13 protein-coding genes and 1 other RNA gene are annotated in these 14,044 nt (G+C 47.0%); 6 read left to right on the top strand and 8 right to left on the bottom strand.

Going from position 1 to position 14,044, the window contains the following annotated elements; genetic code table 11:
* Window positions 1-64: 64 nt before the first annotated feature.
* Window positions 65-994, bottom strand: coding sequence for a glutamate biosynthesis transcriptional regulator GltC (gene gltC / locus ACAN55_RS20685; RefSeq protein WP_379137319.1), 930 nt, complete (start codon window positions 992-994; stop codon window positions 65-67).
* Between the two features lie 4 nt (window positions 995-998).
* Complete coding sequence (locus ACAN55_RS20680; RefSeq protein ID WP_379137310.1) at window positions 999-1,634, bottom strand: rhomboid family intramembrane serine protease; 636 nt, start codon at window positions 1,632-1,634, stop codon at window positions 999-1,001.
* Between the two features lie 129 nt (window positions 1,635-1,763).
* Between ACAN55_RS20680 and tpx the strand changes: the two genes are divergently transcribed.
* Entirely contained in the window at window positions 1,764-2,282 is a 519-nt protein-coding gene (gene tpx / locus ACAN55_RS20675; protein WP_379137307.1) for a thiol peroxidase, read from the top strand.
* A gap of 98 nt (window positions 2,283-2,380) precedes the next feature.
* Here tpx and ACAN55_RS20670 read toward each other — a convergent pair whose 3' ends face one another.
* The 4 genes from ACAN55_RS20670 to cshA all read right to left on the bottom strand — a co-directional run bounded on the left by ACAN55_RS20670 (window position 2,381) and on the right by cshA (window position 5,867).
* Window positions 2,381-2,770 carry a DUF1499 domain-containing protein gene (locus ACAN55_RS20670; RefSeq protein ID WP_379137304.1) on the bottom strand — a complete coding sequence of 130 codons (390 nt, stop codon included), beginning with the start codon at window positions 2,768-2,770 and terminating at the stop codon, window positions 2,381-2,383.
* A gap of 146 nt (window positions 2,771-2,916) precedes the next feature.
* A non-coding RNA gene (gene ssrS, locus ACAN55_RS20665) (6S RNA) lies at window positions 2,917-3,108 on the bottom strand.
* A gap of 102 nt (window positions 3,109-3,210) precedes the next feature.
* A complete protein-coding gene (locus ACAN55_RS20660; RefSeq protein ID WP_379137301.1) occupies window positions 3,211-4,014 on the bottom strand; it encodes a YesL family protein in 804 nt (267 codons plus the stop codon).
* 179 nt (window positions 4,015-4,193) lie between these two features.
* A complete protein-coding gene (gene cshA / locus ACAN55_RS20655) occupies window positions 4,194-5,867 on the bottom strand; it encodes a degradosome RNA helicase CshA (protein ID WP_379137315.1) in 1,674 nt (557 codons plus the stop codon).
* A 346-nt stretch (window positions 5,868-6,213) separates the two neighbouring features.
* Between cshA and ACAN55_RS20650 the strand changes: the two genes are divergently transcribed.
* The 4 genes from ACAN55_RS20650 (at window position 6,214) to ACAN55_RS20635 (ending at window position 10,316) form a co-directional block, all read left to right on the top strand.
* On the top strand, window positions 6,214-7,005 hold the full coding sequence (locus ACAN55_RS20650) for a YitT family protein (protein WP_379137298.1): 792 nt from the start codon (window positions 6,214-6,216) through the stop codon (window positions 7,003-7,005).
* A 166-nt stretch (window positions 7,006-7,171) separates the two neighbouring features.
* Window positions 7,172-7,360, top strand: coding sequence for a hypothetical protein (locus tag ACAN55_RS20645; protein ID WP_379137295.1), 189 nt, complete (start codon window positions 7,172-7,174; stop codon window positions 7,358-7,360).
* Between the two features lie 242 nt (window positions 7,361-7,602).
* Entirely contained in the window at window positions 7,603-8,814 is a 1,212-nt protein-coding gene (locus ACAN55_RS20640) for a putative glycoside hydrolase (protein ID WP_379137291.1), read from the top strand.
* A 128-nt stretch (window positions 8,815-8,942) separates the two neighbouring features.
* On the top strand, window positions 8,943-10,316 hold the full coding sequence (locus ACAN55_RS20635; RefSeq protein WP_379137289.1) for an MATE family efflux transporter: 1,374 nt from the start codon (window positions 8,943-8,945) through the stop codon (window positions 10,314-10,316).
* Between the two features lie 101 nt (window positions 10,317-10,417).
* On the opposite strand, the gene pfkA is transcribed toward ACAN55_RS20635, so the two are convergent.
* Window positions 10,418-11,389, bottom strand: coding sequence for a 6-phosphofructokinase (gene pfkA, locus ACAN55_RS20630; RefSeq protein ID WP_379137286.1), 972 nt, complete (start codon window positions 11,387-11,389; stop codon window positions 10,418-10,420).
* A 64-nt stretch (window positions 11,390-11,453) separates the two neighbouring features.
* On the bottom strand, window positions 11,454-12,536 hold the full coding sequence (locus ACAN55_RS20625) for a tetraprenyl-beta-curcumene synthase family protein (RefSeq protein ID WP_379137283.1): 1,083 nt from the start codon (window positions 12,534-12,536) through the stop codon (window positions 11,454-11,456).
* A 191-nt stretch (window positions 12,537-12,727) separates the two neighbouring features.
* Between ACAN55_RS20625 and ACAN55_RS20620 the strand changes: the two genes are divergently transcribed.
* Complete coding sequence (locus ACAN55_RS20620; RefSeq protein ID WP_379137280.1) at window positions 12,728-14,032, top strand: MFS transporter; 1,305 nt, start codon at window positions 12,728-12,730, stop codon at window positions 14,030-14,032.
* Window positions 14,033-14,044: the final 12 nt, after the last annotated feature.

The raw sequence follows: 14,044 nt of genomic DNA, 5'->3' as shown, positions 1-14,044 counted from the left end.
GGCATAAAAAATGCACCCCTTGGAATTACATCGGATTTACCCAGGGGTTTTTCCAATGTCTATTCTAAGGGGTGCACTTCAAAGAGCCGACCGGGGTTTTATTTTGCCTGGATTCGAAATAATTAAGCAGGAATAAGCGAAAAGATTGCGCAACAAGCGGAAGCTTCGTTCCGGAACGGTAGATCAGGCCTATACTTCGTGTAATTACCGGCTCCACAACCCTCACTTGAGCAGGCTGCAGCGGATTTGTCTGGAAAAGGGCAGTTTCCGGCAGCAGACTCACCCCCATCCCAGCAGCCACTAGCCCCCGAATGGTATCTGTCTCGCCTCCTTCAAAGGCAATCTGCGGTTTAAATCCTGCCTGAAGGCAAGCCTGCCACACGATTGGACGCAGCGAGTAACCCTGACTAAACAATACAAATTTCTCATCTTTCAGTTGCTCCAGCTTGACATGGTCTTCACCGGCAAGCGGGTGGTTCTGAGGCAGAATGGCAAAAAGCTCCTCCGTCATAACAATATCACCCGTAACCTGTTCCCCGCTTTCGGGGTACGGTGAGATGAATGCCAGATCCACTTCTCCTGATATCACATCCTTGATTAACGACGGATACGATCCCTGTTTGAAACGAAAAGTGACATGAGGAAAATGTCGGCGGAATTCCGCCACAACACTTGGAATCAGATGAGTCCCCAAACTATGTGGAAACCCGATACGGATTTCGCCAAGCTCCGGATCCAGAAATTCATGAATCTCCGCTACAGAGCGATCCAACTCATTCAGTACATTCTCTACCCTTTTGCAAAAGAGCTGCCCCACCGGGGTCAGTTGAAGATTGCGCCCCTTTTGCATGAACAGTTCAACCCCTAGCTCCTGCTCCAGCTGATGAATCTGACGGCTGACCGCAGATTGGGCAACATGCAGTTCTTCAGCCGCTCGTGTGACGTGTTCTTTCTGTGCAACCTTAAGGAAATACTGCAGCTGTCTAAGCTCCACGCCGTCATCGCCCCTGTCGTCGGTTTCTATGAAATACACGGATAATCAAACCATAAAGAAAGAATCCGGCAACCAATCCGCCCAGATGAGCAGCCCAGTTCACATTAGGCATTGCAAAGGACATCACAACCCCTATAGCAAGCATCGCATAGACCGTTTTGCGGGACGATTCATCCATCATCGCGCGTTGAACCAATGCAATATACAGAAATGCACCATAGACCGCATAGATGGCACCAGAAGCCCCTACAGAGACATGTCCCCCTTCCATAACCGAACGGCTGCTTACCGCTATTGCCAGCACATTGGCAATCATCCCGCCAGCAATATAGAGAAATGCATAACGCCACCAGCCCAACAGGCGCTCAAGCGGCGGAGCAAATACAAGCAGTGCGAAACTGTTGAACAACAGGTGAGAAAATCCGTTATGCAAAAAGATTGCCGTGAAATATCTCCACCACTCGCTTTTATATGGGTCCACATCAACCATAGCTCCGAAATCCACTAAATTATAGACATCTGTGGAGCCTCCGTTAAATGTCAGGACCAGAAACATGATTACGTTCGCCAGTAGCAGCAGGCTGGTAACCGGATAATAACGGATATAGCTTTTCCAATTCTCATAACGTATGAATATCATGACACCCATCCTTAAGTTTTCGAAATAATATTTCACTGCGTCTTCCCGGTCCAGTTGGACAGGGTCTTATTAAAAAGATTATAATTTATTATGGCAGTACAATCCAATTTTCAAGGAGGAAATACTAACATGGCGCAAGAAAGAACTGGCGTAGCCGCTTTTAAAGGAAACCCTATCACACTGGTGGGCCCTGAATTGAAAGCTGGCGATCCTGCACCCGATTTCGTGCTGGGCAAGAACCTTTTGGAAGAAGTTACCCTTAGTGATTACTCCGGTAAAATAAAGCTGATCAGCGTCGTACCCTCACTCGACACTGGGGTATGCGATGCCCAGACGCGCCGCTTCAACAGTGAAGCTGCTGAGCTGGGAGATGGCGTAGTTATCCTGACTGTCAGCATGGATTTGCCATTTGCCCAGGCCCGCTGGTGCGGCGCTGCCGGCATCGACCGGGTCATTACTCTTTCTGACCACAAATCCGCCTCATTCGGTGAAGCCTACGGGGTTCTCATTAAGGAATTCCGTCTGGAGATGCGCTCCATCTTCGTAGTGGATCAAGACAATACCCTGCGGTATGTCGAATACCTCGGTGAAATGACCGAACACCCCGACTACGAAGCTGCAATAGCCGCCGTTAAAGAATTGCTATAAGCTTTAAGTTCACATCATATGTAGGTTTGATTCAAAAAAGCGGAAGAAGGGTTTCCTTCTCCCGCTTTTTTTGTTATATGTACGCTCCGCGCACGATCTTAGTCTACTTTATATTTGCCCAGCTTCTTGTCCAAAGACTGAAATAGTCGCTGAATTACGCGGTAATTGGCACCCAGGTCTCCGAGTGAGCCTCTGGAAGCAGAATAAATATCCACACCACAACGCATCGGTGAAGTATTGAGCACCGAAACTGTAATATCCAGTGTGCGGCCAAAGGCCGTTCTTTTCTCGAGCGTGATTTCCCCAACGGACTCCACCTCATGCAGAACTCTAAAGCCAGGTATCTTCTTTAGCGTCGAGGACACTTCATCCCACGCCTTATCCTTCATTAAACTGTAGTAGCGCGTTTTTAAAGCCGGATCTTTGGCACGGTCGCTGGTTCCGTCAAAACTACGGAATAAACCAACTAAGGTTCTTTTTAACGACAAAATTGCTCCCCCTCTTCAAATCCCAAGTTCACTACCTCTAAGTGTAACACTCTTGCTGTCTGAACAAAAGAAAAACTCATTATTCTCAATCAAGAAAACGCCCTCTATCCCAAACAAGGGAAGAGGGCGTTTGGCTAAAACCATCAAGAAAACCCGCATATGCCGTCCAGCTGCAGTGTCTTCTGAACCTGCTATAGCAGGTGGGTGATCGCAGAGAGCGGTTTTGAAGTCCCCAGGTCTTATAGACAGGGCTTTTCAGCAACGCTTCATATAGATCTCCCGAGACATTATCATTGGTTCAAAACAACGAGCAGCCATTACGTACATCGCAGGATTTATAACTATTATATTGCGTCTTAACGAAAAAGTAAACCTTGTATGCGCTTTATTCGTTTCCAATTATCGGACTGCCTGATATATATCATTCGCATTAATGCATGTTATATGCGTTTCGTATCACTTTCCGCGAGCTCATCATCCACACCTGTATCGTGGTCGAACGCGGCTTCTTCGGCTTCAAGCTCTTCTTGTTTCTTTTTCTCCATCTGCATTTGCAGCTTGTTGTAAGTAGCAAAAAAGTTAAAGAATGCAGCCATTGCAATAAGTGTCGGAATACAGATAAAGAACAGTGCAGGGTACCTTAGTCCTACATAGACCAAAACCGCTGCAGCAATCAAAGAAGAGAACACCCGAAACGGACGGGCGATCGTAATCAGAATGGAATTGGTCATCACTTCTTTAAAAGTCATCTGGTAATGCACCACGATGGAAAAGAAGTTAAACATCGATACCAATAAAATAATCATAAAGACGAGCATCAAAATCCCAACGATCTTGAAGCTTTCCATTCGGGTCATATAAACCGTTACATCCACATACATGATAACGAACAGCAACGTATAAATCAGTCCGCCCAGCATGCTTTTAACATAATTCTCTTTATATCCTTGGAAAAAAGTACGGAATGTACTAACATCCGTATTGCCCATCACCCATTTGCGGACAACGGTAAATAGCGCCGCAGTCGCTGGAAACACTGTAAATGGTGCTGCAATGCCCATGGCCCAGTTCAGGGTCACTTGCTCATTCGGACCCACTGTATCGGTCGCAAGCGTAATCAATTTCAAAACGGCAAAAAACAGAAATGGCACTGATGTAACCGCCCACAAAATATTACTGAAGGCGATACGTGTGATCCATTCCGTGATGCGGTATAAACCGCCCATAGCTCCTTTAAACTCCACTTTCCTTCCTCCTGTCTGTCTGCGCATACTGCGTAATTTAACTATACCTTATTTGACCGGGTCATTTCCATAGCCCTAGTTTATTGAGCTTGGAACCTTGTAGAATCCCATACATTTATATGTAAAAAAACATAAAAAAAAGACGAGACCCTACAAGGGTTCCGTCTTTTTATCTTTAGTTATTCAAAAGAATCTTCGCGTTTAGCCGGACGGCTTGCGCTAGTGGACGGACGGGAAGGCTTGCGATCTCCGCTGCGGTTCGCTGCTGAATCACGGTTTGCACCAGCTCCGTCACGGTTACCTTTGTAGCCGCCACCATAGCCGCCACTGCCGCTACCATAACCGCTGCCGCTGCCGTAACCACCACGGCTGCCGCTGCCACCGCCGCTGTTGCTGTCACGGTTACCACGGTAGCCGCCTCCGCCACCAGTACCGGATCCGCCAGCGCTGTTACCACCGCGATATCCGCCACCGTAGCTTCCGCTTGGCTTGCGTCCGCTGCGGATGTCATTTTTGCCTCCGCGGCGTTTAACACGAATCGGATCTTCCGGAGTCAATTCGATTTCGGAATCCTTCTTATCGCCAGTCAGCAACTTCATTGCCGCAGACAATAATTGAACGGAATCATATTGTTCCAACAATTGGATAGCGATTCCTTTGTATTCATTTAATTCGCCGCTCTCCACCATTGCGAGTACACGCTCTGCTGTGATGCGTTGCTTGCCTTCAATAGCTTCAGCCATTGTTGGAAGCGGTTTGCGTGTAATGCGGTGACGAGTAACACGCTCAATCAGGTGCAGGTGATCCATTTCGCGAGGTGTCACGAAAGACCATGCAGTACCTTCTTTACCTGCCCGGCCTGTACGGCCGATACGGTGAACATAGCTTTCTGGATCTTGCGGAAGGTCAAAGTTGATAACGTGCGTTACACCGGACACGTCAAGGCCGCGGGCTGCTACGTCAGTTGCTACCAGAACATCAATGCTTCCGTCACGGAATTTGCGCATTACAGCATCACGCTGGTTCTGCGACAAGTCACCATGCAGACCGTCAGCGGAATAACCGCGTTTTTGCAGAGCTTCTGCAAGTTCATCTACCCGGCGTTTGGTACGACCGAATACGATGGCAAGTTCAGGAGATTCCATATCAACCAAACGGCTAAGCGCTTCGAACTTCTGGCGTTCTGGCACTTCAATATAAGCCTGGTCAATCAATGGAGCACTGATTTGTTTCGGGATAACCGATACATGCTGCGGGTTTCTCAGGAACTGCTGAGCCAGACGTTGAATGTTCGGAGGCATTGTAGCCGAGAACAGCATGGTTTGACGATCTTCCGGTACTAGCTTCAGAATGGACTGAATATCTTCCATGAAGCCCATGTCCAGCATTTCATCTGCTTCGTCAAGGACAACCGTCTGAACATCATCAAGACGGATGGTTTTACGGTTAATATGATCAAGAAGACGTCCAGGCGTACCGATGATGATTTGCGGTTTTTTCTTCAGTCCGCGGATTTGACGGCCGATATCTTGGCCACCATAAATAGCAAGGGAACGAAGACCTTTAAATCTGCTCAGCTTGCCGATTTCTTCTGCTACCTGAATGGCAAGTTCGCGTGTAGGCGCCATAATAAGTGCCCGGATTTTTTCATCCTCACGGTCAATTTTGGAAATGAGGGGAATACCGAATGCAGCAGTCTTACCTGTACCTGTCTGTGCTTGGCCAATTAGGTCCGATCCTGCCAATGCCAGTGGTAAAGATTGCTCTTGAATCGGTGTCGCTTCCTCAAATCCTAGTTCAGTGATTGCTTGCATGACTTTGGGCTGCAAGCCGAATTCTGCGAATGTTTTCAAATTATTCATGCTCCTTCTATACAGTGGACATTCCACATGCTTGTCTGTATTCTTAAGTAGCGGTAAACACATTTATAGGCTGTCCAAACATGCCGGATTCTCTGCATGGTTTAGCGCGCATTGGGACGAAAAGCCGTCCTATCATCAGGTACTTTCTGTACCCGAACAACTGTAGCTTCACATCCGAAGCAATGCAAAAATACCATTGTAACGTTCTACTCAAGAATATCCTATACATTATATCACAAACCTAAAGAGGAATACCAGTGTATTCCTTTCTTTCATTACTTACATTTTTTATGCCGAGGTGAATTACTTGTTTAAACAGGTTTGGTGCTACATTGTCATGTTTTTAGGTTCCGCGTTAATTGCGGCAGGTTTTAATCTTTTTTTGATCCCCCATCGATTATTGAGTGGCGGCGTGTCGGGTCTATCCATGCTCGTTGGCTATTTCACTCCCCTCAATATAAGTCTGCTGTATCTGGTATTTAATATACCTTTGCTTGTTGCGGGCTGGTTCCAGCTCGGACGTCGCTTTATTGTACTAAGCATCGTATCTGTTGTGGCAACCACCTGGCTGATGACACTTGTCCCGGTGACAGCTGTATCTTCGGATATGCTGCTTGCTTCTGTATTTGGTGGCGTGCTTGTAGGAATTGGCAGTGGAATTTCATTCCGGGTCGGCGGATCATCCGGAGGCTTCGACATACTGGGTTCCATTATTACCCGCTACCGGGATTTCCCGGTCGGTAATGTTCTCGTCAGCCTTAATGCGCTCGTCATTCTAGCCGCAGGTTATCTGGACAACAACTGGAATCTGGCACTTGCTTCAATGGTCTCCATTTATGTCAGCGGCAAAGTGGTGGATATGATCCATATCAGCCATATTAAAGTCACAGTATTTATTGTAACGAACCGTACTGACGAGATGCTTCGCGAACTTCTGGCTCTTCAGCGCGGAGTCACAAAAATTAAGACAGAGGGTGCTTATTCCCACGTTGAAAAGGATATGCTAATGACAGTCACTACTCGGTACGAATTAGCTGAGCTACAGCGTATCATTAAAAAAAGTGATCCTCAGGCATTCGTCAATATCGTGGAAACCGTTGGAGTGATGGGATCCTTCCGCAAACGATAAAACATGCACTTGCTTCAAAATTGTGATATATTCATAATACGCAGAATCTTAATCAATTTTCATGAAGATTGTGAGTTACCCTCTTTTTTCCAGGCACTTCGCTTTTCCGATGACCTGAATTTCATTTCAGTACTATTCGAAAAAGGAAAGGGTGATTTTTGTGGAAATGGAAACGGTAAAATTGTCGGCAATCGTCATGAGGTGGTATCCGGATATGATGCCGTTTCTCAAGCAGAGCGAACTTAATTCAGTAATTGTTCTGCGTGACGGATTAAATATTCTGGAGCCGGCAGATGCTATGGATATCATCAACTACAGCATTTGTGAACATCAGAATTCTGCGTATCTTCAATGATTGAACGCAAGACAAGTCTTGATGGTTGCCGTTCTGATTCGGCCTTTTGGCCGGATCCGGACGGCATTTACTTTTTCAAGGCTCCGGTTTACCAAACGTGCATTCCGTTTATAAATTTAAGGGACGGTGAATCTTCCGCAGTTCTTAACGGATCTGCTACAAGATTGTTACAAACCTGTTCTTTTTAGGGGCATCTGTTCCCTTATAATTAAATGGAATGTACATAAAGGGAGAGAATACGAATGAACATCACCTGGGCTCTATTGATGATGGCCCTGGGTAGCGTAGGCGTGCAGCAAGACCAGCATGAAGCCGATGTGGCCGCAGCTCTGCAAACCGCCATGAACCCACCCATCGTCTCACAACACAGCAATCCCGACGCAGCATCGCCAACACCTTCAGCATCTCCTAGCGCCACACCCGGATTGGATACCGCGAAATTAGCGGACCCTCAGCCGGATGCCCCGAAAATCAAGGGTATTTATGTTACTGCTTACAGTGCCGGAGGAGCACGGATGGAAACTCTACTGAACCTGATCGATCAGACGGAATTGAATTCCATGGTAATTGACATTAAAGATGATGCAGGCTATATCACGTATAAAACGGATAATGTAGATCTGCAGGCTAAGGGCCACCCTCAACCTTTCATCGGAGATATCAACAAACTGATGGAACGGCTAAAGAAACATGATGTATATCCGATAGCCCGAATCGTTGTATTCAAGGATTCTGTCCTTGCCAAAAAAAATCCGCAATTATCCTTTGTAAATGCAGACGGCACCGTCTGGAAGAACAAGGGCGGCGACAGCTTCGTTAATCCATACAATGAAGAGGTATGGAAATATAATGTAGAGATTGCCAAGGAAGCTGCTAAACTAGGCTTCAAAGAAATTCAGTTCGATTATGTAAGGTTCCCTGAGGGCTTTGAAAAAAGAGCCGATGCGCTTAAGTACACGAAATCAGACCTGTCACGGGTACAGATCATCTCAGATTTCGTCAAATATGCCAGATCTGAGCTTGGACCGCTTGGAGTCCGAGTGTCGGTAGATATCTTCGGATATGCCGCGTCAGTACCTGCTGCTGAGGGAATCGGACAGGATTTTGTGAAAATATCCAAGAATGTCGACATCATCAGCCCGATGGTCTATCCAAGTCATTACTCAACCGGCTGGTTTGACGTGAAGGATCCGGATAAGAACCCTTATGCGACCATCAAAGGCTCCATGGTGGATACCCACAAAAAACTCGATCCGCTTGGCAGCTACAAGCCCATTATAAGACCGTGGATTCAAGACTTTACAGCAAGCTGGCTCGGTAGCGGCCACTATGTAAAATACGGTAAAAAACAGGTTGAAGATCAGATTCGTGCTCTAAAAGAAGAACACGTGGATGAATTCCTGCTCTGGAATGCCAATAACCGCTATACCGCAGGCGTTGATTACGAAAAATAACAACTTACAGCCATTATTCCTTGAATGAACTTATATGTTCCTAATACCAGCAAAGGACCCGGCATCCCGCCGGGTCCTTTGCTGGATATAAATACTACAGAAACTTTAGATAACGAGGACCCCATTTCATGAAGCAGACTTTTTCATATAGACAAAAAGCAGTTCAGTTCTTGCATATACTATTCCCGATTCTTGTGACGCAGATCGCTCTGTCCGCTATTACCTTTTTCGATACCAATATGTCAGGTAAATTTGGCACTGCTGATCTGGCCGGAGTTGCTATTGGCACCAGTCTTTGGATTCCTATACAAACCGGTCTCAGTGGAATTCTGATGGGTGTCACCCCAATTGTGTCCCACCTTATGGGTGGCCGGCAAGAAACCGAGGTATCCTACAAGGTTACTCAAGGAATGTGGTTGTCATTGCTGGTATCCATACTGGTGCTTATCGCCGGGTTTATTTGCCTGTCCCCTATCCTTAATTTCATGAACCTGGAGGCTTCGGTCCATGACATCGCATTCCGCTTCCTGCTCGCAATCTCATTTGGAATTATTCCGCTGTTCGGATATACGGTGCTACGCAGCTGTATTGATGCATTGGGTCAGACCAGAGTTTCAATGCTTATCACACTGATTGCTCTACCAGTAAATGTTGGACTCAACTATCTGCTGATCTTTGGCAACTTCGGATTTCCAAGACTGGGCGGAGTCGGTGCAGGGGTTGCCTCAGCTATCACGTATTGGGTTATTTTCGCTGTTGCGCTGTTATTCATTTACCGGACGCAGCCGTTTATTCAGTTAAGTCTATTTCGGAAGTACTTCGGCCCTTCATTAAGCAGCTTTAAGGAGCTTCTGTCCATCGGGGTGCCTATCGGATTCTCAATCTTTTTCGAGACAGCTGTCTTCTCTGCGGTTACCCTTCTGATGAGCCGCTTTGATACAGTGACCATTGCGGCCCACCAAGCTGCAATTAACTTCGCATCTACCTTATATATGATACCGCTGAGCATATGCCTCAGCCTGACGATCCTTGTCGGCTTCGAGACAGGTTCTGGCAGGCTTAAGGATGCGCGCAAATATTCAATACTGGGGATAGGCTCAGCAGCAGTCCTTTCGCTGATGACGGCACTCATCCTCTTTTTCGCCGGCAATCATGTAGCTGGATTGTATTCTGATGAACCAGAAGTGATCTCGCTGATTCAGCATTTTCTGATCTACGCGATTTTCTTCCAGATTTCAGATGCTATCGCCACTCCTACACAGGGTGTACTCCGGGGGTATAAAGATGTCACTCCCGCCTTTATTATTTGTTTCATCGCCTATTGGATTATTGGTCTGCCGGTTGGGTATGTCCTCGCTACCTACACGGAGATGGGGGCCTTTGGTTACTGGGTTGGACTGATCACGGGGCTTGCCATTGGAGCCGTACTGCTGCTGACACGTTTGATAAAGGTACAACGCCGTTATGCAGCGCGGCTTGCCGTACATCCATTGCCGGAATAACCATTATAGAGATACAGGATACACTCACCTAAAATTTCATCTCAAAAAAACAAGAGCCCTGCGGATTCGCTCCGCAAGGCTCTTGTTTGTATTGCTTATTCTTATTGGGACAAGCGGGAAGCCAGTTCGAACATATCTTTGTCGAAAGCTTTCTTGGTGTTAACAACGAGATCGATATCTGTGAGTGTAAGTTCACCTTTAATGATACCGCAAGCTTTATCGGATTCGCCAGCAATCAGGCTGCGTACAGCAAAGTCGCCGAGACGGCTTGCCAGGTTACGGTCAGCAGGTGTTGGAGTGCCGCCACGTTGGATATGGCCAAGAACCGTAACACGTGCATCCAATGAGGAATGGCGGTCTTTCAGTGCTTGTGCAACGTCCTCGCCTTTGCCCACGCCTTCTGCAACAATCACAATACTGTGGCGTTTGCCTTTTGCAAAGTTTTCTTTCATACGATCAGCAACTTCATTCAGATCATAAGGCATTTCCGGTACAAGAATCGTTTCCGCCCCGGAAGCAAGTCCCGCATGCAGAGCGATATCTCCGCAGTGACGGCCCATAACCTCTACAATAGAGGAACGCTCATGGGAAGACATGGTATCACGGAGTTTATTAACCGCATCAACCACGACGCCTACAGCTGTATCAAAACCGATGGTGTAATCCGTGTAAGAAATATCGTTATCGATTGTACCTGGAAGACCCATTGTATTAATGCCAAGCTTACTAAGTTTATTAGCACCTTGATAAGAGCCGTCTCCGCCGATAACTACCAAGCCGTCGATACCCATTTCATTGAGGATGTCCGCGCCTTTTTGCTGACCTTCCGGTTTCAAGAACTCCAGGCAGCGAGCGGATTGCAGGATAGTACCACCACGGTTAATAATATCGCCTACACTGCGCAGATCCATTGGGAAGATATCCCGGTTAAGCAGACCTTGGTACCCGCGTTGAATTCCAAAAACTTCGATTCCGTAAAAAAGAGCACTGCGTACTACCGCACGAACAGCGGCATTCATCCCTTGGGAGTCTCCTCCGCTCGTGAGTACTGCGATTTTGTTGATTTTCGACATTCTAGTGTTCCTCCTCAAAATTGTGCGAAGCAGCAGCCTTTCGGATGCTTCTTTCGCAGTATTGCTAATACATGTGTTTGCGTATCCACCGGCTGTTGACGAAAAAGAATAGTCTGGTTAACGGACTTCCTCTCATCAGCCGTTTGGATACCAAGCGAACCTCCCGCTGTTCACTTACTTTCGGATCGGATAGATACAATGCCAGCAATCCTTCGATGACCATTCGATGCATGGAGGTCTCGGGAAGACTCCGGACATCTTTGCGGGCCCACTCCACAATGGAAGCGATCCGGTTCAGCATCGTATCGGCGTTGTCGTAATAATTACAGAAATTAAGATCACCGCCAGCCCGGTCTTCATCTTGATCAATGAGATAATCCAGCATAATGTGCAGTCCGCACACATGCGGAAAATAAGCGGCACGAATCGACGTTGAAGCCGTTGTGCTCAGCTTGGGATCACATGATGCCAGAAACAGCATAAATACACCAAGGGTAGAGCCTGTCGCGGCCGCAAATTCATTCCAATGTAAATGCGGAGCCCGGCTTCCTTCAGTTTTCCACCATTCCTGAAGTGCATCTTCTCTTAGCTCAGGCTTAATATGCTTGTACACCTGCAAATCGGTATAGAGCACAGCCAAATCATGAATCTCTGACGCCGCAGCAGAATAACCTGGCAGCAAGGAGATCATTTCTTGGCATTTAAGCACTAGATTCTGCAAATACCCGCCATCATCCTGTTCATTGCGGAGCGCATAATAGTTAACCGGTTTAGCAGCCGGATTCACAGCATCCAGCATGGATTGATGCAGCAGCCTGAAATCTGCGGGGTCAAGCGAAGTGCTTCGATCACACAGATTGTCCAGATAGTCGCTGATCGTTTGATATGCAACAATAAGCGGAATCAGTATATGTCTCATCGACAAGTTGCCGGCAGCATAAATCCCGCCGCCTTCGCAGTGAAACTGCTTCGTTTCAATGCTGGCGAGCGCTTGCTTCCGCAGCTCAGGGTCGGGAATCCCATCCGCTTCTTTACGCCAGAAATGGAGACATTCTCTCACTTCCGGGAGCACGTACTTGTAGACCCTGCTCATCAGTCCAATCGGACCACGCGGGCTAAGGTAACGGCCTTGCTCAATTTCACTCAATGACGCTGCCTCCACATTGTTGTCTCCTTATCCAAATCACCATTATTATAATATGATCATCGTATTTGTACAAATAACAAATTCACTCTGCAACACCTTCAAAGTTTCACTTTTTACACTTCATTCATCAACATGGTTAAATTACTTTATGCTATACTATCCGTATTTCTTAATCGGAGGAGTGCAATTTCATGTCTTTAAAAGAGCCGTTCCCACAAGAGCTGCCACCTGGCGGCTACGGTGAGCAGAATTGGCTGCGTACGTTCATGTTCGTTGTATTTGGAACCAGCGTCCTGGCAGTATCCTACTTCCCGCTGTTTTATTCACATTTGGGCTTCAGCGGCTCGCAGGTCGGACTCCTGTATTCCCTTGGCCCGTTAATCTCTATCCTTTCCAACCTTTTTTGGAGTTCCATCAGCGACAGGTTGGGTACCGTCAAAAAAGTAATGATTATTCTGCTGGGCGGCCAACTTATTTCGGTGCTGCTTTTGACCAAGGCAACCGAATTCTCAACGGTCATCCTTATTTTGCCCGTATTCTATTTCTTCTATTACCCTGTATTTCCATTGGCAGATACGATGGCCATTAAAACGGCGCAGCGATATGGGCGCAACTTCATCACGATCCGCGTATTCGGATCATTAGGTTATGCTTTTTTCGCGCTTTCAGTCGGGTATATCCTTAGAGCCCTAGGTTCTTCATGGAGTATGACATTGTGTCTTATTATTATAGTAACCGCACTGCTGATCTCATTTTGCTTGAAGGATGTTAAGAAAGTCCCGACGGAAAGTAAGGGTTCAACCGTTCAGAACCACCCAAGTTCACAAACTAAGGGGAGCGGTTTACGAGAGATCCTACTAAAGAAAGAGGTCATCTGGTTCTTTAGCTGTGTTTTTATTCTGGCCCTGGGGTACCGGATGAATGATGCTTTCCTCACACTTAGCCTGAAAGAGATGGGAGCTGGCGAAGAACTGGTCGGTTGGGCCTTGCTCGCTTCTGCGCTTAGTGAGATACCGGTATTTTTTGCGCTCAGTAAATACGGCGAACGCTTTAAGGAACTGCCGCTGCTCGCATTCGCGAGCCTGATGTTTGCCCTCCGCTTCCTGCTCATGGCGAAAGCAGAGCACCCGGGTGCTGTAATCGCGATTCAGGCTATGCACAGCGTCTCCTTTGGCGTGTATTATGTAACAGCCGTCCGCTACATTACCCGGATTATTCCAGATCATTTGCGGGCTACGGGCATGGCGATCTTCACAGTTGTCTGGTCTAGCGCGGCCGGTCTCCTCAGCGGAACATTTGGAGGGTTTATTTTCGAAGAGTCCGGACGTCCTTATTTTTATATGATCGCCATGTTGTTAGCACTCGTTGCTTTTGCAGGATTCCTTATCAAACATCTGCTTGATAATGCCCAAAATCACACCATTAATCCTAAGGCAGTTCAAGCTATTATTGAAGAAACTCCATCCCCTTCCCATCAGGAACAGGTTACGTTATAATGTAACTTAACA

It is taken from the genome of Paenibacillus oryziterrae (assembly GCF_042610485.1).
Lineage (GTDB): Bacteria > Bacillota > Bacilli > Paenibacillales > Paenibacillaceae > Paenibacillus_AQ.
This window is presented reverse-complemented; position numbering and strand designations above follow the sequence as displayed.

What these genes read in the sequence shown, in the direction of transcription:
- ACAN55_RS20680 (WP_379137310.1), bottom strand. Translation starts at nt 1,634, where the DNA reads ATGATATTCATACGTTATGAGAATTGGAAAAGCTATATCCGTTATTAT.
- tpx (WP_379137307.1), top strand. Translation starts at nt 1,764, where the DNA reads ATGGCGCAAGAAAGAACTGGCGTAGCCGCTTTTAAAGGAAACCCTATC.
- ACAN55_RS20650 (WP_379137298.1), top strand. Translation starts at nt 6,214, where the DNA reads ATGTTTTTAGGTTCCGCGTTAATTGCGGCAGGTTTTAATCTTTTTTTG.
- ACAN55_RS20645 (WP_379137295.1), top strand. Translation starts at nt 7,172, where the DNA reads ATGGAAACGGTAAAATTGTCGGCAATCGTCATGAGGTGGTATCCGGAT.
- ACAN55_RS20640 (WP_379137291.1), top strand. Translation starts at nt 7,603, where the DNA reads ATGAACATCACCTGGGCTCTATTGATGATGGCCCTGGGTAGCGTAGGC.
- ACAN55_RS20635 (WP_379137289.1), top strand. Translation starts at nt 8,943, where the DNA reads ATGAAGCAGACTTTTTCATATAGACAAAAAGCAGTTCAGTTCTTGCAT.
- pfkA (WP_379137286.1), bottom strand. Translation starts at nt 11,389, where the DNA reads ATGTCGAAAATCAACAAAATCGCAGTACTCACGAGCGGAGGAGACTCC.
- ACAN55_RS20620 (WP_379137280.1), top strand. Translation starts at nt 12,728, where the DNA reads ATGTCTTTAAAAGAGCCGTTCCCACAAGAGCTGCCACCTGGCGGCTAC.